A 26,337-nucleotide genomic window follows, 5' to 3' on the forward strand; every position below is an offset into this window, starting at 1 on the left:
CGCCGGTTCGGAACTCCGAACAGCGAGTTGTTCGTCCTCGTTCCCGTACGACCGCCATGTGGCGGCAGGATCGACGGCGATCATCCTCTAGGGTCTTTAGGCGCGGGGGACGAAGTGCACGGCAGGTTGTGAGGACGGTATGGCGCAGGCGTACATGACGGAGACGGGCGGCGGCGGCACGGGTCAGGGCCGCGAACAATCCCGGCTCCGGCGCCTGCTGAGCCGCCTCTTCGGCGGCTGGAGAGGGGACCGCCGGATCTGGCGGCGCGGCGTCGTCCTCGCCGTTCTCGCGCTCCTCGTCGCGCTGTTGATGGTGCTGCACGCCCAGGTCCCGAACGCCGTGGGCAACCTCGGCAGCCTGACCGAGACGTTCCTGCCCTGGCTGGGCATCGCGATCCCGCTGCTGCTCGTGCTCGCGCTGGTCCGTAAATCGGCGACCGCGCTCATCGCGCTCCTGGTGCCCACGGTCGTCTGGCTGAACATCTTCGGCGGACTCGTCACCAGCAAGACCGGCAGCGGCGGCGACTTCACCGTCATCACCCACAACGTCAACGCGGACAACGCCGACCCGTCCGGCACGGCCGGCGAGGTCGCCTCCTCCGGCGCGGACGTGGTGGCGCTGGAGGAGCTGACCGAGAGCGCGATGCCGGTGTACGAGAAGGCGCTGGCGGCGACGTACCCGTACCACGAGGTCGTCGGCACCGTCGGGCTGTGGAGCAAGTACCGGATGAACGACACCAAGGCCGTCGACATCAAGCTCGGCTGGGAGCGCGCGATGCGTTCGACGGTGGCGACACCGGACGGGCCGGTCGCCGTGTACGTCGCCCACCTGCCCTCGGTACGGGTGAAGCTGGAAGCCGGATTCACCGCCCGCCAGCGCGACAAGAGCGCCAACGCCCTCGGCGAGGCCATCGCCGACGAGCCGATCCAGCAGGTCGCCCTCCTCGGCGACCTCAACGGCACCATGAACGACCGCGCCCTGAACGCCGTCACCGCCCAGATGCGTTCCACTCAGGGCGCCGCGGGCAGCGGCTTCGGCTTCAGCTGGCCCGCCTCGTTCCCGATGGCCCGCATCGACCAGATCATGGTCCGGGGCATGGAGCCGACGGCGTCGTGGACCCTGCCGGAGACGGGCAGCGACCATCTGCCGGTGGCGGCACGGGTGACGATCGACACGTCCGGGAGCTGACGGCGCTGGTGGGGCGGTCGCGGGTGACGGGGGAATAGAGCCCGGGTTCGGGTTTGTTCCGGCAGTGAACATACGATGGGACGGAACCCCCGATCCCCCTCTGCCTCCTGCACCCTTTGAAAGGTCTCTCCGCCATGCCCTTGGCCCTGCTCGCTCTCGCCGTAGGAGCCTTCGGAATCGGCACGACCGAGTTCGTCATCATGGGCCTCCTCCCCGAGGTCGCGGCCGACCTCGGCATCTCGATCCCCGCTGCCGGCCACCTGGTCTCGGCGTACGCGCTGGGCGTCGTCATCGGCGCCCCGCTGCTCGCCGCGGTCACGGCCCGCATGCCCCGCCGCAAGGTCCTGATCGGGCTGATGGTCCTCTTCGTCGTCGGCAACGCCCTGTCCGCCCTCGCCCCCGACGAGCACTGGCTGCTCGCCGCCCGCTTCCTCAGCGGTCTGCCGCACGGCGCCTTCTTCGGCGTCGGCGCGGTCGTCGCGACCGGCCTCGTGGCGCCGGAGCGCAAGGCCCGCTCGGTCTCGCTGATGTTCCTGGGACTCACGATCGCCAACATCGCCGGCGTACCGGCCGCGACCCTCGTGGGCCAGCACTTCGGCTGGCGTGTCGCCTTCCTCGGCGTGAGCGCGATCGGACTGGCGGCGATCGCCTCCCTGGCGCTCCTGCTGCCGCACGACCGCGCGTCCGCGCCGTCGACCGGCCTGCGCGGCGAACTGGGCGCCCTGCGCTCGCTCCCCGTCTGGCTCGCCCTCGGCACCACTGTCGCCGGCTTCGGCGCGCTCTTCTCCGCCTACAGCTACATCACACCGATGCTCACGGACTCCGCCGGGTACGCGGAGACCAGCGTGACCCTGCTGCTGGCGCTGTTCGGCGTAGGGGCGACCATCGGGAACCTGGCCGGTGGCCGCCTCGCCGACCACTCCCTCCGAGGCACCCTCTTCGGCGGCCTGGCGTCGCTGATCCTGGTGCTCGCGCTGTTCCCGGTCCTCATGTCCGCCCAGTGGAGCGCCGCCCTGGCCGTCCTCCTCCTCGGCGTCGCCGCCTTCGCCACCGGCTCGCCCCTCCAGCTGATGGTCATGGAGAAGGCCGCCACCGCCCCCTCCCTCGCCTCCTCCGCCAACCAGGCCGCCTTCAACCTCGCGAACGCCGGCGGCGCCTGGATCGGCGGCCTCGCCCTCTCCGTCGGCCTCGGCGCGACGGCCCCGGCGGTCGTGGGCGCGGGGCTCGCGGTCATCGGCCTGGCGGTCGCGGCCGTGGCCCACACGGTCGACACCCGCCGCGCGACCGCCACCACCCCCCAGCGTGGCCGCGTGGTGGCCTCGCACGTGCCAGGGGAGTCGGAGACGGTACGCGTCTGAGGCCGGCCGTTTCCGGGCCCCGCAGGAAAACCAGGGCCCGGCCCGGGCTTTTGAGGGGCGCGGGGAACTGCGCGAGAACCCCCACCGCACGCGCACCCGCCAACGAACCGCCCCCCGAGCCATCAGGCGCCGAAGGGGGGCGAGGGGCGCAGCCCCTGGGGATGGGACGGGTAGGGGCGGCGGGGGCGAGAACCCTCGGAACCTACGCCCGCTCCCGCCACCGGTTGGTGATGGGCAGCCGCCGGTCCTTCCCGAACCCCTTCGGGGAGATCTTGGTCCCCGGCGGGTACTGCCGCCGCTTGTACTCCGCGGTATCGACCATGCGCAGAGTCCTGCTCACCAGCTCGCTGTCGAACCCGGCGGCGGCGATCGCGTCGGCGCCCTGGTCACGGTCGACGTACAGCTCCAGAATCGCGTCCAGGACCGGGTAGTCCGGCAGGGAGTCGGTGTCTACCTGCCCGGGACGGAGTTCCGCGCTCGGCGGCTTGGAGATGGAGTTCTCCGGGATCGGCGGGGTCTGGCCCCGCTCCGCCGCCGCCCGGTTGCGCCACTCGGCCAGCCGGAAGACCGACGTCTTGTACACGTCCTTGATGGGGCCGTACGCGCCCACCGAGTCGCCGTACAGCGTCGAGTACCCCACCGCCAGCTCGGACTTGTTGCCGGGCGCCAGCACGATGTGGCCCTCCTGGTTGGAGATCGCCATCAGCAGCGTGCCGCGCAGGCGGGACTGGAGGTTCTCCTCGGCCAGGCCCGTCAGCTCCGTCGACGACATGTAGGCGTCGAACATCGGCGCGATCGAGACCGTACGGAAGTTGAGGCCCGTCCGGCGCGCCAGCTCCGCCGCGTCACCCTTGGAGTGGTCCGACGAGTACTTCGACGGCATGGACACGCCGTACACGTTCTGCGCGCCCAGCGCGTCGCACGCGATCGCCGCCACGAGCGCCGAGTCGATACCGCCGGACAGACCGATCAGGACGGACTGGAAGCCGTTCTTCGCGGCGTACGCCCGCAGGCCGACCACCAGCGCCGAGTACACCTCCTCGTCGTCGTCGAGGCGCTCCGCGTATCCGCCGGTCAGCTCCGGCTCGTACGCGGGCAGCGGCTCCTCGGAGATGACGAGCCGGTCGATGCGCAGCCCGTCGTCGACGACACCTGTCACGGGGTCGGCGGCTGCCGCCGGGAGGTCCAGGTCCAGGACCACGCACCCCTCCGCGAACTGCGGCGCCCGCGCGACCACTTCACCGTCCCGGTCGACGACGATCGAGTCGCCGTCGAAGACCAGCTCGTCCTGGCCGCCGATCATCGCCAGGTACGCGGTCGTGCAGCCGGCCTCCTGGGCCCGCTTGCGGACCAGCTCCAGCCGGGTGTCGTCCTTGTCACGCTCGTACGGCGAGGCGTTGATGGAGAGCAGCAGCCCGGCGCCGGCGGACCGGGCCGCCGGGACGCGGCCGCCGTCCTGCCAGAGGTCCTCGCAGATGGCGAGGGCGATGTCGACGCCGTGCAGCCGCACGACCGGCATGGTGTCGCCGGGCACGAAGTAGCGGAACTCGTCGAACACGCCGTAGTTGGGGAGGTGGTGCTTGGCGTAGGTGAGCGCCACCTCGCCCCGGTGCAGCACCGCGCCCGCGTTCCGCGGCGCGCCCGCCGGCTGGCCGTACTTCGGGGCGGCGGACTCGGAGCGGTCGAGGTAGCCGAGGACCACCGGCAGTTCCCCGAAGCCCTCGTCGGCGAGCCGCGCGGCCAGCGCCTTCAGCGCGGTGCGGGAGGCCTCCACGAAGGACTGGCGCAGTGCCAGATCCTCGACGGGGTACCCGGTCAGCACCATCTCGGGGAACGCCACCAGATGCGCTCCCTGCTCGGCGGAGTGCCGGGTCCAGCGGACCACCGCCTCGGCGTTCCCGGCGATGTCGCCGACCGTCGAGTCGATCTGATTCAAAGCGAGACGAAGTTGAGGCACGGGGCCCAGTGTAATCGTCAGAGCGACGCAATGGGGTGTGGGGCGCCCCACGTTTGGCGCGCCCCACGGCAGCGGCATCGATATCGGCATCGGCATCGGCATCGGCATCGGGCCACGGTGTCGGCCGCCGGTACGACTACCGCGGCGCGGCCCCCCGGTCCTTGAGCATGCCCGTCATCAACGAGATCTCGGACTCCTGGGCGTTGACCATGCCCTGGGCGAGCTTCTTCTCCACGCCGACCGTGCACTTGGAGACACAGCCCTCCGCCATGTGGATGCCGCCCTTGTGATGGTCGGTCATCAACTGGAGGAAGAAGATCTCGGCCTGCTTGCCGTTGAGCTTGCCGAGCTTCTCCATCTCGGCGTTGGTGGCCATGCCGGCCATCAGCGAACCGTCCTCGCCGGAGGCCATGTCGCCCATGCCCATCCAGGCCATCGGCTTCTGCGACGACACCTTCGGCAGGCCCCACAGATCGAGCCAGCCGATCATCATGCCGCGCTGGTTGGCCTGCGTCTGCGCGATGTCGTACGCGAGCCGCCGGACCTCCTCGTCATCCGTCCGGTCGCGCACGATGTACGACATCTCGACGGCCTGCTGGTGATGGACGGCCATGTCCCGGGCGAACCCCGCGTCGGCGGAGTCGGCGGCGGGGGCCTTCAGCCCGGACTCGTCGCCGTCGGCGACCGCGTACGTGATCGCCCCGGCAGCGACGAGCACCGCCGCGGCCCCGGAGGCGATCCAACCGATGTGCTTCATGCTTCCCACTGTGCCAGGCCGCCGCTAGGAGACGCCGTTGGTGCAGGCGGCACCCGGCTCGGGCGTCTGCTCACCCTGGACGTACGTCTCGAAGAACTTGTCGACGTTCGCGTCGGTCGCGCTGGTCACCGTGCGCTGGTGGCCCCACGCGCTGAGCATGATCGGGTCCTTCTGGTCGTCGACCGGGCTCATCAGCGTGTACGGGGTCTTCTTGACCTTCTCCGCGAGCGCCTTGACGTCGGCGTCGGAGGCCTTGCTGTTGTACGTCACCCAGACCGCGCCGTGCTCCAGCGAGTGGACGGCGTTCTCGTTCTTGATCGCCTTGTCGTAGACGTCGCCGTTGCAGTTCTGCCAGACCGGGTTGTGGTCACCGCCCACCGGCGGCTCCATCGCGTACTTCACGGTCTTGGTGACGTGGTTCTGCGCGAGCTTGGTGCTCCAGGTCTTCACTCCGTCCGACCCGGTCTCCCACTTGCCCGTGGACTTGGAGTCGCTCGCCGTGCTGCTGCTGTCGCTGTCGTCGGACTGGGAGCGGATCAGGACCGTCCCGCCCACGACGAGGCCGGCGACTATCAGCACGCTGGCGCCGATCGTGAGGATCCGGTTCCGGCGCTCACGGGAGCGCTCGGCACGGCGCATCGCCTCGATGCGCGCCTTGCGCTCGGCGCTGCTGTTGGTCTTGGCGGCCATGGGGTGTGTCCTTAGTGGGGGGTGGGTCGGATGAGTCGGATGGGGCGGTCGGCTCAGCTGATCGTAATTTGATCGGCTCCCTCTCGTAAACGAGGGATCCCGCCTCCCATGCTGCCCCGCCGGCGGCGCGGCCCGCCCTCGGAACGGCATGGGCGTTACGGATGTCGGCGCGAGCAGGCAAGATGGGCGGCAGAGCGGTTGAGCGGCGGAGCGAGCGGTACACCCGCGGAGCGGGAGGTATACCTGCCGTACGCCGGGCGTTCGACTGAAGGTCGGTTTGTCGATCAAGGTGCGCAACGCGCATGAAATGGTGTTGTGGTGGGATGCTCAGGTGCCCGACCGCGTCCCGTTGCTCGGGAGCAAGGCGGCCTGACCAGCAAGGAATGGGTGGAAGCGGAAGATGGACAAGCAGCAGGAGTTCGTGCTCCGTACGTTGGAGGAGCGCGACATCCGTTTCGTACGCCTGTGGTTCACGGACGTGCTGGGCTTCCTGAAGTCCGTCGCCGTGGCCCCCGCCGAGCTGGAACAGGCGTTTGACGAGGGCATCGGCTTCGACGGCTCGGCCATCGAGGGCTTCGCCCGGGTGTACGAGTCCGACATGATCGCCAAGCCGGACCCGTCGACCTTCCAGGTCCTGCCGTGGCGCGCGGAGGCCCCCGGCACCGCCCGGATGTTCTGCGACATCCTCATGCCGGACGGCTCCCCGTCCTTCGCGGACCCGCGCTACGTCCTGAAGCGTGCCCTGGCCAAGACCTCCGACCTGGGCTTCACCTTCTACACGCACCCCGAGATCGAGTTCTTCCTGCTGAAGGACAAGCCGGTCGACGGCTCCCGCCCGACCCCGGCCGACAACTCCGGCTACTTCGACCACACGCCCCAGAACGTCGGCATGGACTTCCGCCGCCAGGCGATCACCATGCTGGAGTCCATGGGCATCTCGGTCGAGTTCTCCCACCACGAGGGCGCGCCGGGCCAGCAGGAGATCGACCTCCGCTACGCCGACGCGCTGTCCACGGCGGACAACATCATGACGTTCCGCCTGGTCATGAAGCAGGTGGCACTGGAGCAGGGCGTCCAGGCGACGTTCATGCCGAAGCCGTTCAGCGAGCACCCCGGCAGCGGAATGCACACGCACCTGTCGCTCTTCGAAGGCGACAGGAACGCCTTTTACGAGTCCGGCGCGGAGTACCAGCTCTCCAAGGTCGGCCGCTCCTTCATCGCGGGCCTCCTGAAGCACGCCGCCGAGATCGCCGCCGTGACCAACCAGTGGGTCAACTCCTACAAGCGCATCTGGGGCGGCTCCGAGCGCACGGCCGGCGCCGGCGGCGAGGCCCCCTCGTACATCTGCTGGGGCCACAACAACCGCTCCGCCCTGGTCCGGGTTCCCATGTACAAGCCCGGCAAGACGGGCTCGGCACGGGTCGAGGTCCGCTCCCTGGACTCCGGCGCGAACCCGTACCTCGCGTACGCGATGCTCCTGGCCGCCGGCCTCAAGGGCATCGAGGAGGGCTACGAGCTCCCGCCGGGCGCCGAGGACGACGTCTGGGCCCTCTCGGACGCGGAACGCCGCGCGATGGGCATCGAGCCCCTGCCCCAGAACCTGGGCGAAGCCCTGTCGCTCATGGAGCGCAGCGACCTGGTGGCGGAGACTCTGGGCGAACACGTCTTCGACTTCTTCCTCCGCAACAAGCGCCAGGAGTGGGAGGAGTACCGCAGCGAGGTGACCGCGTTCGAGCTGCGGAAGAACCTGCCGGTGCTGTAGGCGCAGGTCAGAGCGGGTTTCCCGCTGCAACGGCGCGTGGGCCGACGGTCGTGGACCGTCGGCCCCACGGTGTCTCACCGGCCCTGGGCCGTCTGTGGGCCGTCCGGCCCCGGGCTGCGGGTGGGTGCGCGCTGTGGGGAACAGTGGCTGGGCCCTGGCGGCCTGGCCGGTCTGTTCGTTCCTGGGGCCGCGGACCGCCTGTTACAGCAAGCTCTCGTCCCGAACTGCCCAGCCTGCGCCCAGCTCACGGCGCAGGATCTCCAGCGCGGTGTGCGCTTGCTGCCGGAACCGTTGCAGTTCCTCGTCGGACCACGGGGACGGATTCGGCGGGTAGTCCCAGTCGATCGACGACTGGTACAACTCACTCAGCCTCGCCAGCTCGACCCGGGTGTTCGGGCTGATCGGCAGACGTTCCAGATCGCAGGGGTAGCCGTAAGGGCTGGTCATGTCTTCCGGCCACAACGGAGTGTCCACGCCGGCCTCGAAGAAGAACCGAAGACAGTGGATCAAGCTGCACCTCCTTACAGGCCTGTGTGCCCCGCCCGCGGCGCCGCGTGACGGACCCCGGGGGCGGTCTTCTGCGAGCCACATTGTGTGCACAAGAGCGACCGCCCCCTTTGCGTACGACTGAGACTATTGGCTGCTACTGCTACTGCTACTGCTACTGCTACTGCTGCTCCGCCAGGTCCGCCAGCACCTGGTGCAACGGCTCCGCGACCCGGCGCCGGTACTCCTGGATCGCCCAGCCGTTGCCGTCCGGGTCCTGGAAGTACATGAAGGTGGCGCCGTCGTCGGGGGCGTACTGGACGGGTTCGGAGACGTCGAGGCCGCGTTCGAGGAGCTCGGCGTGGGCGGCCTTGATGTCGGCGACGCAGAGCTGGAGGCCCTGGTACGAGCCGGGGGCCGGCCTGGGGCCCTGGGCCGTGTCCCAGATGGCGTCGCCGAGGGCGATCGAACAGCCGGAGCCCGGGGGAGTCAGCTGGACGATCCGCATGCCCGGCATGACCTCCTGGTCGATGTCGACATGGAAACCGACCTTGTCCCGGTAGAAGTCCCGGGCCCGGTCGATGTCGCTCACGGGCAGCGGAATCACTTCGAGCGTGTACTGCATCCCGGGTCCTCCAAGTCGCCTTTGACGGGAGCGCCTGTGCACAGGTGCGTAGCGGTTCTTCAGCCGAACCGCCACCGCGTCTGGCTGAACGGCTCCCCCTTACCGAAGCCGAAAACCGTGCCGGGCGCCACCGCGAAGACGAAAGCGCGTCCCGCGCCGTGCTGAAAACACCCGTCCCGTACGTCGAAGTGCCAGAAACTGCCGTACTTCGCCTCCCACGCGGCGGCCAGCTCCCGCAGCCGACCGTCATCGGTCACGCGTACGGCCTCGCCCTCCACCACCAGGTCGTAGCCCTCGTCCCAGGTGTTCGTGCCGGTCGTCAGCACGACGTGCGGATTCGCCGCGAGGTTCCTCGCCTTCCGCTCCTCCGGGCCCGTACAGAAGTGCAGCGCCCCCTCGACCACACCGCGGGCAGCGGCGTCACATGCGGGCGCCCGTCCGGCCGCACCGTCGAGATCCAGAACAGCTCGGAGCCGGAGAGCCGCGCCTCGGCCTCCGGCCAGGGGATCGCGGCGGCGGTCGGGTCGCTGTAGCGGGGGTCGAGCCTGGTCTGCGGGGTGCTGGTGTTCGACATGGGGTGTCTCTTCCTGTCACCGGGTGCCGTGGGCCCTCTCACGCGCCTCACCCCCCGTAGAACAATTCCTCCACCACAGCCCGAGCCCGTCGTGTGATCCGGCGGTAGTCGTCGAGCATGTCGCCCACGTGTCCGGGGCCGTATCCCAAGTACCGGCCCACGGCGGCGAGTTCGCGGCCGTCGGAGGGGAACGTGTCGCCTGCGCGGCCCCGTACGAGCATCACGGCGTTCCGTACACGCGTCGCCAGCACCCAGGCCTCGTCCAGTATGGCCGCGTTCTCGGCGCTCACCAGGTCGGCCGCGCGGCTTGCGGCCAGGGCCTCGCGGGTGCGGGTCGTGCGGAGGCCCGACTCGCTTCGGCCGTGCCGGAGTTGGAAGAGCTGGACGGTCCACTCCACGTCGGACAGGCCACCCCGGCCGAGCTTGGTGTGGAGGGTCGGGTCGGCGCCGCGCGGCAGCCGCTCGGACTCCATACGGGCCTTCAGGCGCCGGATCTCGCGTACGGCGTCGTCGCCGAGTCCGTCCGCCGGATAGCGGAGCGGATCGATGAGGTCGATGAAGCGGCGTCCCAACTCCTCGTCCCCGGCGACTGGTTCGGCGCGCAGCAGCGCCTGCGACTCCCAACCCAGCGACCAGCGGCGGTAGTAGGCCTCGTACGACTTCAACGACCGTACGACGGGCCCCGACTTGCCCTCGGGGCGGAGGTCCGCGTCGATGAGGAGGGGCGGGTCGGCGCTCGGGATCTGGAGCAGGCGCCGCATCTCGGCGACGACCGCGTTCGCGGCGCGGGCCGCCTCCTGCTCGTCGACGCCCTCCCTCGGCTCGTGGACGAACAGGACGTCGGCGTCGGAGCCGTAGCCCAGTTCGTGCCCGCCGAAGCGGCCCATGCCGATGACGGCGAAGCGGGTGGGGAGGGTGTCGCCCCAGCGGTCGCGGACCACGGCCCGGAGGGTGCCCGCGAGAGTCGCGGCCGTGAGGTCGGAGACCGCGCCGCCCACGAGGTCCACGAGTGCGCCCTGGTCGGCGGTGGCCGGAGACGCCTCGGTGCCGTAGGAGCCGACGATGTCCATGGCGGCCGTACGGAAGAGTTCGCGGCGGCGGACACCGCGCGCGGCCGTGACGGCCTGTTGGGCGCCGTCGGCGCGGCCGACGGCGGAGAGGATCTCCTGTTCCAGGTGGGCGCGCATCCGGGGTTCGAGCCCGCCGGCGCCACCGGCGACGCCGTCCCCGTCGCCGAGGAGGGAGACGGCCTCGGGGGCGCGCATGAGGAGGTCGGGGGCGAGGCGGCCGGCGGAGAGCACGCGTGCCAGGTTCTCCGCGGCAGCTCCCTCGTCGCGCAACAGCCGTAGATACCAAGGCGTTCTGCCGAGGGCGTCCGAGACCTTGCGGAAGTTGAGGAGTCCGGCGTCCGGGTTGGCCGAGTCCGCGAACCAGCCCAACAGGACCGGAAGCAGCGTGCGTTGGATGGCCGCCTTGCGGGAGACGCCGGAGGCCAGGGCCTCCAGATGGCGGAGGGCGGCGGCCGGGTCGGCGTAACCGAGGGCGACGAGGCGTTCACGGGCCGCGTCGGCGCTCAACCTGGTCTCGCCCGGCGCGAGTTGGGCGGCGGCGTCGAGGAGGGGGCGATAGAAGAGCTTCTCGTGCAGCCGACGTACGACGGCCGCGTGGCGCCGCCACTCGCGGTTCAGCTCGACGACCGGATCGGTGCGCAGGCCGAGCGAACGGCCGATGCGCCGCAGGTCGTTGTCGTCCTCGGGGACGAGGTGGGTGCGGCGCAGACGGAAGAGCTGGATGCGGTGTTCCATGGACCGCAGAAAGCGGTACGCGGCGTCGAGTTGGGCCGCGTCCGTCCGCCCGACATACCCGCCGGCGGCCAGCGCGCCCAGCGCGTCGAGCGTGGTCCCGCTGCGCAGCGAGGTGTCGCCGCGCCCGTGCACGAGCTGGAGCAGCTGCACGGCGAACTCGACGTCCCGCAACCCGCCCGGCCCGAGCTTGAGTTGACGGTCGACCTCGGCGGCCGGAATGTTCTCGACGACCCGGCGGCGCATGCGCTGCACGTCGGGGACGAAGTTCTCCCGCTCGGCCGCCTTCCAGACGAGCGGTTCGAGCGCGGCGACGTACTCCTCGCCCAGTTCGAGGTCGCCCGCGACGGGCCGGGCCTTGAGCAGCGCCTGGAACTCCCAGGTCTTCGCCCACCGCTGGTAGTACGCGAGATGGCTGCTCAGCGTGCGGACGAGCGGGCCGTTGCGCCCCTCCGGCCGCAGGTTGGCGTCGACGGGCCAGATGCTGCCCTCGACGGTCGTCTCGGAGCAGATCCGCATCATGTGCGAGGCGAGACGGGTGGCCGCCCGGATCGCCTTCTGCTCGTCGGCCCCGTCCGCCGTCTCCCCCACGAAGATGACGTCGACATCGGAGACGTAATTGAGTTCATGACCTCCGCACTTGCCCATCGCGATCACCGCGAGCCGGCACAGCGCCGCGTCCTCCGGCGCGGCGGCACGGGCGATCGTGAGAGCGGCGCGGAGCGTGGCGGTGGCGAGGTCGGCGAGTTCGGCGGCGGTCTGGGCGACATCGGTCGTCCCGCAGACGTCACGGGCGGCGATGGAGAGCAGGCAGCGGCGGTAGGCGACGCGGAGCGAGACGGGATCGTCGGCCTCCGCGAGCCCCCGCTCGAACTCCTCGATGCCCGGGTGCAGGTCCTGCGGCTCGTACGTCACGAGAGCCTGCCAGTCCTGCGCGTGCCGGGCCAGATGGTCGCCGAGCGCGGCGGACGCGCCGAGCACCCCCAGCAGCCGGTCCCGCAGTGGCTTGGCCGCTATCAGCGTGTCCAGCACCGCCCGCCGGGCCGTACGGTCCGGCTGCGCCTCCAGCAGCCGTACGAGGCCCAGCAGCGCGAGGTTCGGGTCCGCGGTCGCCCCCAGCGCGTCCAGCAGCACCGGGTCGTTCCGTACGGCCGACAGCTCCTCGCTCTCCAGCAGCCGCTCGGCGGCGCTGGGATCGGTGAAACCGTGCCGCAGCAGTCGCGAGAACGTGCTGCTCCTGCGCCCCGGCGCCGTCATCCAGGCCTCCCGTCGGATCGAGCCCGCTCATCCGCTCACCCGATCGCCCGACTGCATCGATCAAGGTCGTACGTGCTTGAGCCTAACCGGAGTGCCTGGGAGAAGCGTCGGTCGGCGGGGGTTCGGGGCCGGTGGCGGCGAGGGGTTTCACGGAGCCCTGCCCCGGGCCGGCCCATCAGTGCCGCTGTCCCGGCAAACCACTTTCGCCATGTCCACGGCTACTCTGCCGAGGGTGGGTGATGAGGAGGACAGCGGGAACGGCTCGATACGGCGCCGTTCGTGGGGGACGGTGATGTCGTCGGAGCCGGTGGTGTCCACCGTCCTGCTGGAACTCGCCGGCCTCGCCTTGTACGGAGTCGTCGCGCTGGTGGGGTGGCTGTTCGGTTGGCCGCCCGACCCCCATCTCGCCGCGCTCACGACGAGCATCGCCGCAGTCGGGCCTGCGGCTGAGCTGTACCGCGAGGGGCGCCCGCCGCGTCGGCTTGCCGTCGTCGCCGCTCTTCTGGCGCTGGCAGTGGTGACCCTGCTCGGGGCCGCTGCAGCGAACTGGGCCCTTGCCCCGGCGGCCGACCCAGGTGTCGGTCTCCTCGTCGGCTATCTCGTCGCGATTCCTGTCGGTGTGGCTGTGCTGGCTCGGTTTCTCGACGGGGCGGACGCCGCGTAACGCGGCTACGGAGCTTCCCGCAGGGACTGCTCCTGCCCGGTCCGCCGCGCATACGCCCGTGCCGCCCGTGCCCGGTCGCCGCAGCGCGTCGAGCACCAGTGGCGGCGGCCGTGACGCAGGAGGTAACGGTTGCAGGGGCTGGAGCCGCAGGCGGTGAGGCGTTCGGCGTCGGGGCCGGTCAGCAGGTCGGCGGCGTTCGCGGCGAGAACCGCGAGGGCGTGGTCGACGAGCTGGGTGGTGGGGTGGGAGGCCGCCCGGTACATCCCGCGCCCCGGCTCCCAGCGCAGCAGCGAAGCCGCGGGGGCCCGGGTCAGCGCGTCGTTCACGGCGGCCAGTGCGCTCGGCGGCGCGGGCTGACCGTCCACCCGGGACGCCAGCAGCGCCCGGATCTGTTCGCGCAGTGACCGCAGTTGCGCCGCGCACATCTCCCGCATCCCGGCGTCCACGGGGGCGAGGTCGTGTTCGGTGAGCCACCGGTTGGCCGTCACAGGCGTTCCCAGAAGGTCCAGGAATTGGCCCCCGGGCAGGGCGAGCGCGCTGTTGGCGAAGTCGAGCGCAGGGTACTGCTCGGCCCCCGGCGCGGGCTCGACGATCACGGCCTCGTTCATGAATCTCATGGTACGGGTTGCTTCCATCCGTGAGGAACGACTACGGTCACTCACGGATAGCCCGCCAGTCATCCGTGAGAAAGTCACGGATGTTCCGCCATCGATCCGTGAGGGGTTCCTGCCGTGACCGACGCCCACACCACCATCGAGATCCCCGTCCACGTCTTCGGCGGCCCCACCGCCCTCATCGAGTACGGCGGCCTCCGCCTTCTCACCGACCCCACCTTCGACGCCCCCGGCGACTACCCCCTCCCCGGCGGACACCGCCTCACCAAGACCGCGCCCGCCACCGTCACGCCCGCCGACCTCGGCCCCGTCGACGCCGTCCTGCTCTCCCACGACGAGCACCCCGACAATCTCGACCACTCCGGCCGCGCCCTCCTCGCCGACGTACCCCTCACCCTCACCACCCCCGGCGGCGCGGCCCGCCTCGGCGGCACCGCACGCGGCCTCGCGCCCTGGGAGTCCACGAAGGTGCGGCGCCCCGGCGGCGGCACCGTCACCGTCACGGCCACGCCCGCGCTGCATGGTCCCGAGGAGATCGGGACGGAGGGTGTCGAGGCGATCGCGGGTGAGGTCACCGGGTTCGTGCTGACCGCCGCCGGCCTGCCGACCGTCTACGTCAGTGGCGACAACGCCTCGCTCACGCTGGTCAAGGAGATCGCCGAGCGGTTCGGCCCGGTGGACACGGTGGTCCTCTTCGCGGGAGCGCCCCGGGGCCACATCTTCGACGGTGCTCTGCTTGTCCTCGACAGCGCCCAGGCCGCCGAAGCCGCCGCCGTCCTCGGCGCCCGCCGGGTCGTCCCCGTCCACTGCGACAGTTGGGGCCACTTCACCGAGGGCCGCGACGAACTGAACGCCGCCTTCACCGCCGCAGGCCTGGCCGACCGCCTGCGGTAGCAGTGGCGGCGGCTGTAGTAGTGCGAGCGCCGGCGCGAGCAGCAGTCGGAGCCGGACTGGACGCCACCCCCGCCGCCCCCTTGCGCGGCCGAGTCAACGACACCCCCGCCAACACCACGACCATCCCCGCGATCACCCGCGGCCCCACCCTCTCGTCGAGGAACAGCGCGCCCAACGCGACCGACACCACCGGCAGCAGATAGCCGACCGTCGCCGCGCTCGTCGCGCCCTCGTCCTCGATCAGGCGGTAGTTGAGGTAGAAGGTCACCCCGGTGCCGAAGATCCCCAGGACGGTGACCGCGACAAAGGCGGTCGCATCCACCCCGGCCGCGCCTGGGCTCCCGACAGGCAGCGCCAGCCCCGCCCACCCCGTCGCCGTAAGGAGCTGCGCGGCGGAGACGGCGAGCGGAGCGCCGCGGCCCGTCAGGTGGCGGCCCATGTACGCGAAGGCCACCGCGTAGCTGACGGCCGCCCCGAGCAGGGCGAGCGCACCGCCGGTCATCAGCCCCGCCCGCTCCCAGGGCGCGAAGATCAGCAGGACTCCGGTGAAGCCGAGCAGCAGTCCGGTGAGACGGGCGGGGGAGAGGGGACGGTCGGTGCCGAGAAGGAGGCCCAGGAGCAGGGCCCACAGCGGGGTCGTCGCGTTGAGGACGCCCGCCGTGCCCGAGTCGACGGTCTGTTCGCCGACGCTGAAGAGTGCGAAGGGCAGGGCGTTGCAGAGGAAGGCCGCCACCAGCAGATGGCCCCAGGTCCGCCGGTCGCGGGGGAGGCGCTGGCGCGCGGCGAGGGCCAGCGCCAGCAGCACCCCCGCGCCCAGCGCGCACCGCGTGACCGTGATCTGGAGCGGGGACAGGCCGTGGTTGAGGGCGAGCTTGATCCAGAGGAAGCCGGAGCCCCAGAGGAGGGCGAGCACGGCCATGCGGAGGGTGGACGCGAGAGGCATGTGCTCAACGATCGGGCGCCAGGATGCATAAGGACAAGCGAAAAATGATGCACATACCTTTAAGCTGTTCTACATGCTCGATGTGCGTCGGATGCAGGTCCTCAGGACCGTGGTGACCAGCGGCTCGGTGACGGCGGCCGCGACCACCCTCGGCTACACCCCCTCCGCGATCAGCCAGCAGATCGCGGTGCTGGAGAAGGAGGCCGGGATCGCGCTGCTGGAGCGGGTCGGGCGCGGGGTGCGGCCCACGGCGGCCGGGCTGCTGCTCACCGAGTACGCCGACACGATCGGCCGGCAGGTCGCGGAGGCGGAAACCGCGCTGGCCGATCTGCGGTCGGGGCGCACGGGACGGCTCGCCGTGCGGTACTTCGCCACGGCCGGAGCCTCCCTGGTGGCCCCCGCCGTCGCCCGGCTGCGCGCCGAGCACCCCGGCGTCCGGATCGAGCTGAAGCTCATCGACCCCGACGACCCGCTCCCGGCCGTCAAGGAGGGGCGAGCCGACCTCGCGCTCGTCGTACGGCCGCGCGGGGCCGACCCCGAGGGCGTACGGCTGCTGCACCTGCTCGACGACACCTACGTCGCCGTACTGCCCGCCGCGCACCCCCTCGCCGACCGGCCCGCCCTCGCACTGTCCGACCTCGCCGACGAGCCATGGGTCGGCAGCGAATGGCCGGGGCCCTGTCTGGACGCCCAGCTGGAGGCGTGCGCCGAGGCAGGATTCAGGCCCGGGTTCGTGGTGGAGAGCGAGGACTACACGACCGCGCAGGGCTTCGTCGCCGCCGGACTGGGCGTCGGCCTCATCCCCCGCCTCGGCCTGGGCAGCCCCCACCCGGACGTCGTCGTACGCCGGTTCACCGGCCCGGAACCCCAACGCTCCATCCACGCGGCCGTACGCGAGACGGCTCCGCCGCAGCCGGCCCTGAAAACCTTCGTCAGGGCGCTACGGGACGCCGCCGACGCCTCGGGCCCGCAGCAAGAGCCCCCCGACAGCGGCTCTATGCCTTGACCGGCGCCAGTTCCCGCTCGCCCTTGCCCCCGGCCACATACCGGGGCAGCGCGTACGGCAACGCCCCGTACCAGACCCGAGTCACCCCGAAGCCGAACGCGAGGCACAGCATGCCGCCCACCGCGTCCAGCCAGAAGTGGTTGGCGGTGGCGACGATCACGACGAGCGTCAGCGTGGGGTAGAGGAGGCCCAGCACCCGCACCCACGGCACCGACGCCAGCGCGAAGATCGTCAGGCCGCACCACAGCGACCAGCCGATGTGCATGGACGGCATCGCGGCGTACTGGTTCGACATGTTCTTCAGGTCCCCGGAGGCCATGGAGCCCCAGGTCTGGTGGACGACGACCGTGTCGATGAAGTTCTCGTTGGTCATCAGACGGGGCGGTGCCAGGGGGTAGAAGTAGTAGCCGACCAGGGCCACCGCGGTGGTGGCGAAGAGCACAAGACGCGTCGCCGCGTAACGACCCGGATGACTACGGTAGAGCCACACGAGGACACCGAGCGTGACGATGAAGTGCAGGGTCGCGTAGTAGTAGTTCATGCCGACGATCAGCCATGTCACCGAGTTCACGGAGTGGTTGATCGTCTCCTCGACCGCGATCCCGAGGTGGTGCTCCACCTTCCAGATCCAGTCGGCGTTGCTGAGCGCCTTCGTCTTCTGCTCGGGGACCGCGTTGCGGATCAGGGAGTACGTCCAGTAACTCACCGCGAGCAGCAGGATCTCGAACCAGAGAGGAGGACGACGCGGAACCCTCAGCCGGTGCAGAGACCCCTGCCCCGGCGCGCCCGTGACGGACCGCGGAGCGGCCTGCTCCCGGCCTTCCTCCAGTGTCGTCACGGTTGAGTCACCCATGGGCACAGAGTCTGCCAGATAAGCCGTTCCCCACCGATCATCCTCTGGTCGGGTTCATCACGCACGTTCGTCGGGGTACGGCGGAGGGGCATCTCCTCCGCACGTATGGCATCGCTTTCCGCCTTCTCCGTCTTAGGTACGACTCCGGTCCCCAGGGGCCGAAGCGGTCGACCCCCGCACCACCAGTTCCGGCATGAACACGAACTCGCTGTGCGGCGCCGGTGTCCCACCGATCTCCTCCAGCAACGTACGCACCGCCGCCTGCCCCATCGCCGGGACCGGCTTGCGGACGGTCGTCAGCGGGGGGTCGGTGAAGGCGATCAGGGGGGAGTCGTCGAAGCCGACGACCGAGACGTCCTGCGGCACCTGAAGACCCCGCTGCCGGGCCGCCCGGATCGCGCCCAACGCCATCATGTCGCTCGCGCACACCACCGCCGTACAGTCCCGGTCGATGAGCGCCAGGGCCGCCGCCTGGCCGCCCTCCAGGGTGTACAGGGAGTGCTGGACGAACTCGGACTCGACGGTCGCGGCCGCCAGGCCCAACTGGTCCTGCATCGTCCGGACGAAGCCCTCGATCTTGCGCTGGACCGGGACGAAGCGCTTGGGGCCCAGGGCCAGACCTATCCGTGTGTGCCCGAGCGACACCAGGTGCGTCACCGCGAGGGACATCGCCGCCCGGTCGTCCGGCGAGATGAAGGGGGCCTGGACCTTCGGCGAGAAACCGTCCACGAGGACGAACGGCACACCCTGGGCGCGCAGTTGCTCGTAGCGCTGCATGTCGGCCGAGGTGTCCGCGTGCAGACCGGAGACGAAGATGATGCCGGCGACGCCGCGGTCGACGAGCATCTCGGTCAGCTCGTCCTCCGTCGAACCGCCGGGGGTCTGGGTGGCGAGGACCGGGGTGTAGCCCTGCCGGGTCAGCGCCTGGCCGATGACCTGGGCCAGGGCCGGGAATATGGGGTTCTCCAGCTCCGGGGTTATGAGGCCCACCAGGCCCGCGCTGCGCTGACGCAGCCGTACGGGCCGCTCGTAGCCCAGCACGTCGAGGGCGGCCAGAACGGACTGGCGAGTGGTGGCGGCGACGCCCGGCTTCCCGTTCAGGACGCGGCTGACAGTCGCCTCACTGACCCCCGCCTGGGCTGCGATGTCGGCAAGCCGTGTGGTCACAGCACTGGACTGTACCGGCCGGGCCTGCGCTTGCCCACCGGCCCGGCGCCGGGTGCGGGCGGGGGTGCGGCCCGCTGCGGGCTGCTGCGTCATCGCGGTCCCTCGTGATTCTGGTCGGTGTCCGTGGGGGCGCCCGTGCGCGGAGAAGGGGTCACTTCCGCAAGACGCTGACGGAGTGATGATTGCCGTACGCGCGCGTCGTGGCAAGAGCTTGCAGAGTCTTTCATGGCTGCCGCCATGCTCGCTGAGCGGCCTGGATACAGGGTTTCGGGGTGGTCGAGCGCAGGTCACGGCGGGGTAACCATCACCGGTTCTTGCATTTTTTTGCAGCAAGGTCTTTCGTCCGGCTTACATCGCTGTTACGTTCGGCCACGCCCGGCGGCGGCGACGGCGCGGCGGCACTCGGCAGGGGTGGCAGACGGGGCCCTCCTCCCAGTACACGGGCTTTTCACCCTCAAGGAGATCTCATGCGGCGTGGCATAGCGGCCACCGCGCTGGTGGCGTCGATCGCCCTCACGGCGACGGCCTGCGGCGGAAGCGACAGCGGCGACTCGGCCGACGGTCCGGTCACCATCACCTGGTGGGACACCTCCAACGCCACCAATGAGGCACCGACGTACAAGGCCTTGGTCAAGGAGTTCGAGGCCGCCAACAAGGACATCAAGGTCAAGTACGTCAACGTGCCCTTCGACCAGGCGCAGAACAAGTTCGACACCGCCGCCGGTGCCACGGGCGCCCCGGACATCCTGCGCTCCGAGGTCGGCTGGACCCCCGCCTTCGCCAAGAAGGGCTTCTTCCTGCCGCTGGACGGCACCGAGGCCCTCACGGACCAGGACAAGTTCCAGCCCAGCCTGATCAAGCAGGCCCAGTACGACGGCAAGACCTACGGCGTCCCGTTCGTCACCGACACCCTCGCGCTGGTCTACAACAAGGAGCTCTTCGAGAAGGCCGGCATCACCGAGGCCCCGAAGACCTGGGACGACCTGAAGAAGGCCGCCGCCACCGTCAAGGACGAGACCGGCGCCGACGGCTACTGGGGCTCCACCCAGGCCTACTACGCCCAGTCCTTCCTGTACGGCGACGGCACCGACACCGTCGACGTCGCCGCCAAGAAGATCACGGTCAACTCCGCCGAGGCCAAGAAGGCGTACGGCACCTGGCTGGACCTCTTCGACGGCAAGGGCCTGCACAAGGCCGACACCACCGCGGACGCCTACGCCCACATCCAGGACGCCTTCGTCAACGGCAAGGTCGCCTCGATCATCCAGGGCCCGTGGGAGATCACGAACTTCTACAAGGGCTCGGCGTTCAAGGACAAGGCCAACCTGGGCATCGCCACCGTCCCGGCCGGCTCCACCGGCAAGGCGGGCGCCCCGACCGGCGGCCACAACCTCTCCGTCTACGCCGGCTCGGACAAGGCGCACCAGGAGGCGTCGCTGAAGTTCGTCAACTTCATGACCTCGGCGAAGTCCCAGGAGACCATCGCCCTGAAGAACTCCACGCTGCCGACCCGTGACGACGCCTACACCACCGAGGTCAAGGCCGACCCGGGCATCGCCGGCTACCAGACCGTCCTGGCCGCCGCCCAGCCGCGCCCCGAGCTGCCCGAGTACAGCTCCCTGTGGGGCCCGCTCGACACCGAGCTGCTGGCCGTCGCCGGCGGCAAGAAGTCCCTCGACGAGGGCCTGGGCAACGCGGAGACCGCGATCGCCAAGCTGGTCCCGGACTTCAGCAAGTGATCCCGAGTGACCGCCGAGTCCTCCCCCACTCCCGGCTTCGCCCGAGCGGGGGACCCCCAGATCTTCGGGGGACGGATGCGGCGGTCACCGGTCTGTCCCCCGAGCAGCCCAGCCCCCGAGCAGCCCAGCCCCTGATCTTCCAGAAGGTGTCGAACGATGACAGTCGCCATCGACCGAGCGACCGGCAAGCGCCGAGGTGAACCGGGCGGGCGCCCGGGCCGGCTGACGCGTCTGAGGCAGTCGTACCAGCGGTACTGGTACGCGTACGCGATGATCGCCCCGGTGGTCGTCGTGCTCGGCGTCCTGGTGCTGTATCCGCTGGCGCGCGGCTTCTATCTCACCCTCACCAACGCCAACAGCCTCAACTCGGCGCGCACGATCGGCGTCAACCACATCGAGGCCACCTACGAGTTCATCGGCTTCGACAACTACGCCGACATCCTGTGGGGCCCGACCTCGTACGACCGCTTCTGGTCGCACTTCATCTGGACGATCGTCTGGACGGCCCTCTGCGTCGCCCTGCACTACGTCATCGGCCTCGGCCTCGCGCTGCTGCTCAACCAGAAGCTGCGCGGCCGCACCTTCTACCGGCTGATCCTGGTCCTGCCGTGGGCCGTGCCCACCTTCGTCACCGTGTTCGGCTGGCGGTTCATGCTCGCCGACGGCGGCGTCATCAACGGCGCCCTCGAAGCGCTGCACCTGCCGACCCCGCTGTGGCTGGAGGACACCTTCTGGCAGCGGTTCGCCGCGATCATGGTCAACACGTGGTGCGGTGTGCCGTTCATGATGATCTCGCTGCTCGGCGGACTCCAGTCCATCGACTCCACGCTCTACGAGGCCGCCGAGATGGACGGCGCGAGCGCCTGGCAGCGCTTCCGCCACGTCACCCTGCCGGGCCTGAGGTCCGTCAGCTCCACCGTCGTCCTCCTCGGCGTCATCTGGACGTTCAACCAGTTCGCCGTCATCTTCCTGCTGTTCGGCGACACCGCGCCCGAGGCGCAGATCCTCGTGACCTGGGCGTACTACCTCGGCTTCGGGCAGCAGCCGCGTGACTTCGCGCAGTCGGCGGCCTACGGCATCCTGCTGCTGGCCATCCTGATCGTCTTCACCTCCGTCTACCGCCGCTGGCTGAACCGCGATGAGCAGCAGCTCGCGATCTGAGGCAGGAGCCCCCATGAGCACCACGACCGTCAAGACCACGGCTCCCGAGGACGACGGGCCCCTCGCGCGGACCGCCTCGGCGCCCAGGACACGCCGACGGGGCGAGAACAGCCTCGCCGGCAGCCTCGCCTCCCACGCGATCCTCATCGTGGCGAGCCTGACCGCGCTCTTCCCGATCGCCTGGCTGGTCTTCCTGTCCCTCGGCCCGGACAAGGACGATTACCTGCATCCCGGGCGTATCTTCGGCAAAATGACATTTGGCAACTACTCGTACGTGCTCCAGGAGACACCGTTCTTCGACTGGCTGGTCAGCACCCTCGTCGTCTCGCTCGGCACCACCGTCATCGGGGTGCTGATCGCGGCGACCACCGGCTACGCCGTCTCCCGCATGCGCTTCCCGGGCTACCGGAAGTTCATGTGGGTGCTTCTGGTCACGCAGATGTTCCCGGTAGCCGTACTGATGGTGCCGATGTACGAGATCCTGTCGGAGCTGAAGCTCATCGACAGCTACCTCGGACTCGTCCTCGTCTACTGCTCGACGGCCGTGCCGTACTGCGCCTGGCTGCTCAAGGGCTACTTCGACACGATCCCCTTCGAGATCGACGAGGCGGGACGCGTCGACGGGCTGAGCCCCTTCGGCACGTTCGCACGGCTGATCCTGCCGCTCGCCAAGCCGGGCCTCGCGGTCGCCGCGTTCTACAGTTTCATCACCGCGTTCGGGGAGGTCGCCTTCGCCTCGACGTTCATGCTGTCCGATACGAAGTACACCTTCGCCGTCGGCCTGCAGAGCTTCGTCAGCGAACACGACGCCCAGCGCAACCTGATGGCCGCCACCGCGGTACTGGTCGCGATCCCCGTCTCCGCGTTCTTCTACCTCGTGCAGAAGAACCTGGTGACCGGGCTCACGGCGGGCGGCACGAAGGGCTGAGGGCCCTTTGCGAGAGAGACTCCCGTACGCCTCGTCGTACGGGTGGCGGCCGCGGTGTCCATCCGACCCCGCTGACACCGCGGCCGCCTCGTCAACCAGACCCGAGACACCGATCGACGCCCCCGACCCCTCCCCCGATCGCACCAAGGACGTCATGAGCCAGCACTCCTCTGCCGACCCGGCCGACAACTCCGCGCTCGCCACCGTCGCCTCCCGCCGCGACTGGTGGCGCGACGCGGTGATCTACCAGGTCTATCCGCGCAGCTTCGCCGACAGCAACGGCGACGGCATGGGCGACCTGGAGGGCGTACGTTCCCGACTCCCGTACCTGCGCGACCTCGGCATCGACGCCGTATGGCTCAGCCCCTTCTACGCCTCCCCGCAGGCCGACGCCGGCTACGACGTCGCCGACTACCGAGCGGTGGACCCGATGTTCGGGTCGTTGCTGGACGCGGACGCCCTGATCCGCGACGCCCATGACCTGGGCCTCCGCATCATCGTCGACCTGGTCCCCAACCACTCCTCCGACCGGCACGAGTGGTTCAGGCGGGCGGTGGCGGAGGGCCCGGGCTCTCCGCTGCGCGACCGCTACCACTTCCGCGAGGGCAAGGGTGCGGCGGGCGAACTCCCCCCGAACGACTGGGAGTCCATCTTCGGCGGCCCGGCCTGGACGCGGGTGACGGAGCCGGACGGCACTCCGGGCGCCTGGTACCTGCACCTGTTCGCCCCGGAGCAGCCCGACTTCAACTGGGACCACCCGGCGGTCGGCGACGAGTTCCGCTCCGTCCTCCGCTTCTGGCTCGACATGGGCGTGGACGGCTTCCGCATCGACGTGGCCCACGGCCTGGTGAAGGCGGACGGCCTCCCGGACCTCGGCTCCCACGAACAGTTGAAGCTGCTGGGCAACGATGTCATGCCGTTCTTCGACCAGGACGGCGTCCACGCGATCTACCGCGAGTGGCGCCTGGTGCTGGACGAGTACGCGGGGGACCGCATCTTCGTGGCGGAGGCGTGGACTCCGACGATCGAGCGCACCGCGAACTACGTCCGCCCGGACGAGCTCCACCAGGCCTTCAACTTCCAGTACCTGGGCACGGACTGGGACGCGGCCGAGCTGAAGGTCGTCATCGACCGCACCCTGGACGCGATGCGCCCGGTGAACGCCCCCGCCACCTGGGTCCTGTCGAACCACGACGTGACCCGCCACGCGACCCGCTTCGCGAACGAACCGGGTCTGGGCACGCAGATCCGCCTGGCGGGCGACCGTGAGTTGGGGCTACGTCGTGCCCGCGCAGCCTCGCTGCTGATGCTGGCGCTACCGGGTTCGGCGTACGTCTACCAGGGCGAGGAGTTGGGCCTCCCGGACGTCGTCGACCTCCCGGACGAGGTCCGCCAGGACCCCGCCTACTTCCGAGGCGCCGGCCAGGACGGCTTCCGCGACGGCTGCCGGGTCCCGATCCCCTGGACACGGGCCGGATCGTCGTACGGCTTCGGGGCCGGTGGCTCCTGGCTGCCGCAGCCTTCCGAATGGGGCGACCTGAGCATCGAGGCCCAGACGGGCGCGGCGGACTCCACCCTGGAGTTGTACCGCACCGCCCTGTCCGTCCGCCGGGAGGAGCCCGGTCTGGGCGCGGGCGACTCGGTCGAGTGGCTGAAGGCGCCCGCGGGGGTCCTGGCCTTCCGCCGGGGGGACTTCGTGTGCGTGGCGAACACGACGGGCGAGGCGGTCACGATTCCCGCGTACGGCCGCGTCCTGGTCGCGAGTGGTGAGGTGACCGTGGCGGAGAGCGAGGCGAAACTGCCGGGGGACACGACGGTTTGGTGGACGACCGTCTGAGGCTCCCGTAGGAACACCGCCGGGTCGATCACCCTCACCCGCGAGGACCTCTCCGACCTCTCCTGACCGGGACGAGGGCCCGCGACCCCATGCCGGGTTGCGGGCCCTTCGTCGTCCTCGCCCCACTCCCGCAGCTCACCTCACCCCAACACCGCACCCCGTGAAGGGATTTCGGGTGCGTGAAGAAGGTGTGTCCGGAGGGTTGACCGTTCGACAAGTGGACTCGTACCTTCCTGTCGGTTGAAAGTTTTCAGCCATCTTGCAGCAAGAAACGGCAACGGATCTTGCATGGGCCCTCTTCGGGTCCTCGGCCCTCCCCTTCGGATCCCTTCAACGGTGAAGGACCCCACACATGACCAGCAGAACACTCTCCGGTGCGCTCGCTCTCGCGGCGGGTGCGTCGATCGCGCTCGCGGTGCCCGCGGGGAGCGCGTACGCGTCGCCGCCCGGGACCAAGGACGTGACCGCCGTCCTGTTCGAGTGGAGCTTCGCCTCCGTCGCCAAGGAGTGCACCAACACCCTCGGCCCGAACGGGTATGGGTACGTCCAGGTCTCGCCGCCCGCCGAGCACATACAGGGCTCGCAGTGGTGGACGTCGTATCAGCCCGTCAGCTACAAGATCGCCGGGCGGCTCGGGGACGCCACCGCCTTCCAGAACATGGTCAACACCTGTCACGCGGCAGGCGTCAAGGTCGTCGTCGACACCGTCGTCAATCACATGTCCGCGGGGAGCGGGACCGGTACGGGCGGATCGTCGTACTCGAAGTACAACTACCCCGGCCTCTACTCCTCCTTCGACTTCGACGACTGCACCGCCACCATCAGCGACTACACCAACCGCGCCAACGTCCAGAACTGCGAGCTCGTCACCCTCGCCGACCTGGACACCGGTGAGGAGTACGTCCGGTCGGCCATCGCCAAGTACATGAACAGCCTGCTGGGGTACGGCGTCGACGGGTTCCGGATCGACGCCGCGAAGCACATCCCCGCCGCCGACCTGGCCAACATCAAGTCGCGGCTGAGCAACACGTCCGCGTACTGGAAGCAGGAGGCCATCTACGGCTCCGGGGAGGCCGTGCAGCCGAGCGAGTACACCGGCAACGGGGATGTGCAGGAGTTCCGGTACGCCTTCGACCTCAAGCGGGTCTTCAACAACGAGAACCTCGCCTACCTCAAGAACTACGGGGAGGGCTGGGGCTACATGAGCAGCTCCGTCTCCGGGGTCTTCGTCGACAACCACGACACCGAGCGCAACGGCTCCACGCTCAGCTACAAGGACGGCGCCAACTACACACTGGCCAACGTCTTCATGCTGGCCTACCCGTACGGCGCGCCCGACATCAACTCCGGCTACGAGTTCTCCTCCACCGATGCCGGGCCGCCCAACGGCGGTACGGTCGACGCCTGTTGGCAGGACGGGTGGAAGTGCCAGCACGCCTGGCCGGAGATCATGCGCATGGTCGCCTTCCGCAACGCCACGCGCGGCGAGGCCGTGACCAACTGGTGGGACAACGGCAACGACGCGATCGCCTTCGGGAGGGGCAGCAGGGGCTTCGTGGCCATCAACCACGAGTCGAACAGCCTCAGCCGTACGTACCAGACCTCACTCGCGGCCGGCACGTACTGCAACGTGCAGAACAACACGACGGTCACTGTGAACAGCTCCGGCCAGTTCACCGCCACCCTCGGCTCCAACACGGCTCTCGCGGTCTACGCGGGCAAGTCCAGCTGCTGAACCGCTGTTCCTTCGTGTGACCGCGCGTCGTCGCGACCGGCAACGCGTGGCACGGGAGGGTGCGACTACAACACCCTCCCGTGGCGGCTGGGCCTGTCGGCGCAGACGAACTCCACCTGCTGAGCACAACGGGCGCACCTGAAAGCTCTTTCCGTTACTTTCAAGCCTCTTGCTGAAAAGCTTTCCGCGGCGATACGGTCGCGCGGGGTCGGACCCACCAGAGCCGTCATCGCAAGGAGTCCATCCGTGATACCGAGATGGCCGACGCCGTCCAGGCGTCGTACCGCCCACGCCGGACGGGCCGCAGCGGTCAGCGCGGTCACCGTGACCGCGCTGACC

21 protein-coding genes and 1 pseudogene are annotated in these 26,337 nt (G+C 69.9%); 11 read left to right on the plus strand and 11 right to left on the minus strand.

Translation table 11 applies throughout. The features are described 5' to 3' along the window. Nucleotides 1-139: 139 nt before the first annotated feature. Nucleotides 140-1,189, plus strand: a complete 1,050-nt coding sequence (locus ACFU53_RS15645; RefSeq protein WP_383991481.1) for an endonuclease/exonuclease/phosphatase family protein — start codon at nt 140-142, stop codon at nt 1,187-1,189. A gap of 134 nt (nt 1,190-1,323) precedes the next feature. Next, entirely contained in the window at nt 1,324-2,547 is a 1,224-nt protein-coding gene (locus ACFU53_RS15650; RefSeq protein ID WP_383991484.1) for an MFS transporter, read from the plus strand. 202 nt (nt 2,548-2,749) lie between these two features. On the opposite strand, the gene ACFU53_RS15655 is transcribed toward ACFU53_RS15650, so the two are convergent. From ACFU53_RS15655 to ACFU53_RS15665, 3 genes are all read right to left on the minus strand, one after another. Further along, entirely contained in the window at nt 2,750-4,504 is a 1,755-nt protein-coding gene (locus ACFU53_RS15655; RefSeq protein WP_383991487.1) for an NAD+ synthase, read from the minus strand. A gap of 136 nt (nt 4,505-4,640) precedes the next feature. Further along, the gene (locus tag ACFU53_RS15660) at nt 4,641-5,261 is read right to left on the minus strand and encodes a DUF305 domain-containing protein (RefSeq protein ID WP_383991490.1); all 621 of its coding nucleotides are present in this window, start codon (nt 5,259-5,261) and stop codon (nt 4,641-4,643) included. 24 nt (nt 5,262-5,285) lie between these two features. Continuing rightward, complete coding sequence (locus tag ACFU53_RS15665; RefSeq protein WP_383991493.1) at nt 5,286-5,951, minus strand: DUF3105 domain-containing protein; 666 nt, start codon at nt 5,949-5,951, stop codon at nt 5,286-5,288. Nucleotides 5,952-6,351: 400 nt separating this feature from the next. Here ACFU53_RS15665 and glnA point away from each other — a divergent pair, with 400 nt between their 5' ends. Continuing rightward, the gene (glnA, locus tag ACFU53_RS15670; protein ID WP_383991496.1) at nt 6,352-7,713 is read left to right on the plus strand and encodes a type I glutamate--ammonia ligase; all 1,362 of its coding nucleotides are present in this window, start codon (nt 6,352-6,354) and stop codon (nt 7,711-7,713) included. A 201-nt stretch (nt 7,714-7,914) separates the two neighbouring features. Here the strand turns inward: glnA and ACFU53_RS15675 are convergent, their stop codons facing one another. The 4 genes and pseudogenes from ACFU53_RS15675 to ACFU53_RS15690 all read right to left on the minus strand — a co-directional run bounded on the left by ACFU53_RS15675 (nt 7,915) and on the right by ACFU53_RS15690 (nt 12,457). Then, nucleotides 7,915-8,223 (minus strand): hypothetical protein, encoded by a 309-nt coding sequence (locus ACFU53_RS15675; protein WP_383991499.1) that lies wholly within the window; start codon nt 8,221-8,223, stop codon nt 7,915-7,917. A gap of 157 nt (nt 8,224-8,380) precedes the next feature. Next, the gene (locus tag ACFU53_RS15680) at nt 8,381-8,824 is read right to left on the minus strand and encodes a VOC family protein (RefSeq protein ID WP_383991502.1); all 444 of its coding nucleotides are present in this window, start codon (nt 8,822-8,824) and stop codon (nt 8,381-8,383) included. A gap of 59 nt (nt 8,825-8,883) precedes the next feature. After that, nucleotides 8,884-9,398 (minus strand): annotated as a pseudogene (locus tag ACFU53_RS15685) (pyridoxamine 5'-phosphate oxidase family protein). Between the two features lie 47 nt (nt 9,399-9,445). Beyond that, nucleotides 9,446-12,457, minus strand: a complete 3,012-nt coding sequence (locus tag ACFU53_RS15690; RefSeq protein WP_383991505.1) for a bifunctional [glutamine synthetase] adenylyltransferase/[glutamine synthetase]-adenylyl-L-tyrosine phosphorylase — start codon at nt 12,455-12,457, stop codon at nt 9,446-9,448. 232 nt (nt 12,458-12,689) lie between these two features. Between ACFU53_RS15690 and ACFU53_RS15695 the strand changes: the two genes are divergently transcribed. After that, a complete protein-coding gene (locus ACFU53_RS15695) occupies nt 12,690-13,121 on the plus strand; it encodes a hypothetical protein (RefSeq protein WP_383991508.1) in 432 nt (143 codons plus the stop codon). 5 nt (nt 13,122-13,126) lie between these two features. On the opposite strand, the gene ACFU53_RS15700 is transcribed toward ACFU53_RS15695, so the two are convergent. Next, entirely contained in the window at nt 13,127-13,738 is a 612-nt protein-coding gene (locus ACFU53_RS15700; protein ID WP_383991511.1) for a CGNR zinc finger domain-containing protein, read from the minus strand. A 114-nt stretch (nt 13,739-13,852) separates the two neighbouring features. Between ACFU53_RS15700 and ACFU53_RS15705 the strand changes: the two genes are divergently transcribed. After that, nucleotides 13,853-14,629, plus strand: coding sequence for an MBL fold metallo-hydrolase (locus ACFU53_RS15705; protein ID WP_383991513.1), 777 nt, complete (start codon nt 13,853-13,855; stop codon nt 14,627-14,629). Here ACFU53_RS15705 and ACFU53_RS15710 read toward each other — a convergent pair. Beyond that, on the minus strand, nt 14,595-15,572 hold the full coding sequence (locus ACFU53_RS15710; RefSeq protein WP_383991516.1) for a DMT family transporter: 978 nt from the start codon (nt 15,570-15,572) through the stop codon (nt 14,595-14,597). The genes ACFU53_RS15705 and ACFU53_RS15710 overlap by 35 nt on opposite strands. Before the next feature lie 73 nt (nt 15,573-15,645). Here ACFU53_RS15710 and ACFU53_RS15715 point away from each other — a divergent pair, with 73 nt between their 5' ends. Continuing rightward, entirely contained in the window at nt 15,646-16,578 is a 933-nt protein-coding gene (locus ACFU53_RS15715) for a LysR family transcriptional regulator (protein WP_383991519.1), read from the plus strand. Here ACFU53_RS15715 and ACFU53_RS15720 read toward each other — a convergent pair. Both ACFU53_RS15720 and ACFU53_RS15725 read right to left on the minus strand, forming a co-directional pair. After that, a complete protein-coding gene (locus ACFU53_RS15720; protein WP_383991522.1) occupies nt 16,568-17,431 on the minus strand; it encodes a phosphatase PAP2 family protein in 864 nt (287 codons plus the stop codon). The genes ACFU53_RS15715 and ACFU53_RS15720 overlap by 11 nt on opposite strands. Before the next feature lie 132 nt (nt 17,432-17,563). Then, nucleotides 17,564-18,598, minus strand: a complete 1,035-nt coding sequence (locus ACFU53_RS15725; protein ID WP_383991525.1) for a LacI family DNA-binding transcriptional regulator — start codon at nt 18,596-18,598, stop codon at nt 17,564-17,566. A 467-nt stretch (nt 18,599-19,065) separates the two neighbouring features. Here ACFU53_RS15725 and ACFU53_RS15730 point away from each other — a divergent pair, with 467 nt between their 5' ends. The 5 genes from ACFU53_RS15730 to ACFU53_RS15750 all read left to right on the plus strand — a co-directional run bounded on the left by ACFU53_RS15730 (nt 19,066) and on the right by ACFU53_RS15750 (nt 25,998). Then, nucleotides 19,066-20,337: an extracellular solute-binding protein gene (locus tag ACFU53_RS15730; protein WP_383991528.1), complete on the plus strand. Its 1,272-nt coding sequence runs from the start codon at nt 19,066-19,068 to the stop codon at nt 20,335-20,337. A 156-nt stretch (nt 20,338-20,493) separates the two neighbouring features. Further along, nucleotides 20,494-21,498 carry a carbohydrate ABC transporter permease gene (locus ACFU53_RS15735; RefSeq protein ID WP_383991531.1) on the plus strand — a complete coding sequence of 335 codons (1,005 nt, stop codon included), beginning with the start codon at nt 20,494-20,496 and terminating at the stop codon, nt 21,496-21,498. A gap of 13 nt (nt 21,499-21,511) precedes the next feature. After that, nucleotides 21,512-22,426 (plus strand): sugar ABC transporter permease, encoded by a 915-nt coding sequence (locus tag ACFU53_RS15740; protein ID WP_383991533.1) that lies wholly within the window; start codon nt 21,512-21,514, stop codon nt 22,424-22,426. Nucleotides 22,427-22,580: 154 nt separating this feature from the next. Next, nucleotides 22,581-24,263, plus strand: coding sequence for a glycoside hydrolase family 13 protein (locus ACFU53_RS15745; RefSeq protein ID WP_383991536.1), 1,683 nt, complete (start codon nt 22,581-22,583; stop codon nt 24,261-24,263). Nucleotides 24,264-24,615: 352 nt separating this feature from the next. Next, a complete protein-coding gene (locus ACFU53_RS15750; protein ID WP_383991539.1) occupies nt 24,616-25,998 on the plus strand; it encodes an alpha-amylase family protein in 1,383 nt (460 codons plus the stop codon). Nucleotides 25,999-26,337 lie beyond the last annotated feature (339 nt).

The organism is Streptomyces sp. NPDC057474 (assembly GCF_042802555.1).
In the GTDB taxonomy this organism is placed as follows: Bacteria; Actinomycetota; Actinomycetes; order Streptomycetales; family Streptomycetaceae; genus Streptomyces.

Bases quoted from the DNA above. Each gene is read 5' to 3' on its own strand.
- ACFU53_RS15645 (WP_383991481.1), top strand. From the start codon at position 140: ATGGCGCAGGCGTACATGACGGAGACGGGCGGCGGCGGCACGGGTCAG.
- ACFU53_RS15650 (WP_383991484.1), top strand. From the start codon at position 1,324: ATGCCCTTGGCCCTGCTCGCTCTCGCCGTAGGAGCCTTCGGAATCGGC.
- ACFU53_RS15660 (WP_383991490.1), bottom strand. From the start codon at position 5,261: ATGAAGCACATCGGTTGGATCGCCTCCGGGGCCGCGGCGGTGCTCGTC.
- ACFU53_RS15665 (WP_383991493.1), bottom strand. From the start codon at position 5,951: ATGGCCGCCAAGACCAACAGCAGCGCCGAGCGCAAGGCGCGCATCGAG.
- glnA (WP_383991496.1), top strand. From the start codon at position 6,352: ATGGACAAGCAGCAGGAGTTCGTGCTCCGTACGTTGGAGGAGCGCGAC.
- ACFU53_RS15680 (WP_383991502.1), bottom strand. From the start codon at position 8,824: ATGCAGTACACGCTCGAAGTGATTCCGCTGCCCGTGAGCGACATCGAC.
- ACFU53_RS15690 (WP_383991505.1), bottom strand. From the start codon at position 12,457: ATGACGGCGCCGGGGCGCAGGAGCAGCACGTTCTCGCGACTGCTGCGG.
- ACFU53_RS15700 (WP_383991511.1), bottom strand. From the start codon at position 13,738: ATGAGATTCATGAACGAGGCCGTGATCGTCGAGCCCGCGCCGGGGGCC.
- ACFU53_RS15710 (WP_383991516.1), bottom strand. From the start codon at position 15,572: ATGCCTCTCGCGTCCACCCTCCGCATGGCCGTGCTCGCCCTCCTCTGG.
- ACFU53_RS15715 (WP_383991519.1), top strand. From the start codon at position 15,646: ATGCTCGATGTGCGTCGGATGCAGGTCCTCAGGACCGTGGTGACCAGC.
- ACFU53_RS15720 (WP_383991522.1), bottom strand. From the start codon at position 17,431: ATGGGTGACTCAACCGTGACGACACTGGAGGAAGGCCGGGAGCAGGCC.
- ACFU53_RS15730 (WP_383991528.1), top strand. From the start codon at position 19,066: ATGCGGCGTGGCATAGCGGCCACCGCGCTGGTGGCGTCGATCGCCCTC.
- ACFU53_RS15735 (WP_383991531.1), top strand. From the start codon at position 20,494: ATGACAGTCGCCATCGACCGAGCGACCGGCAAGCGCCGAGGTGAACCG.
- ACFU53_RS15740 (WP_383991533.1), top strand. From the start codon at position 21,512: ATGAGCACCACGACCGTCAAGACCACGGCTCCCGAGGACGACGGGCCC.
- ACFU53_RS15745 (WP_383991536.1), top strand. From the start codon at position 22,581: ATGAGCCAGCACTCCTCTGCCGACCCGGCCGACAACTCCGCGCTCGCC.
- ACFU53_RS15750 (WP_383991539.1), top strand. From the start codon at position 24,616: ATGACCAGCAGAACACTCTCCGGTGCGCTCGCTCTCGCGGCGGGTGCG.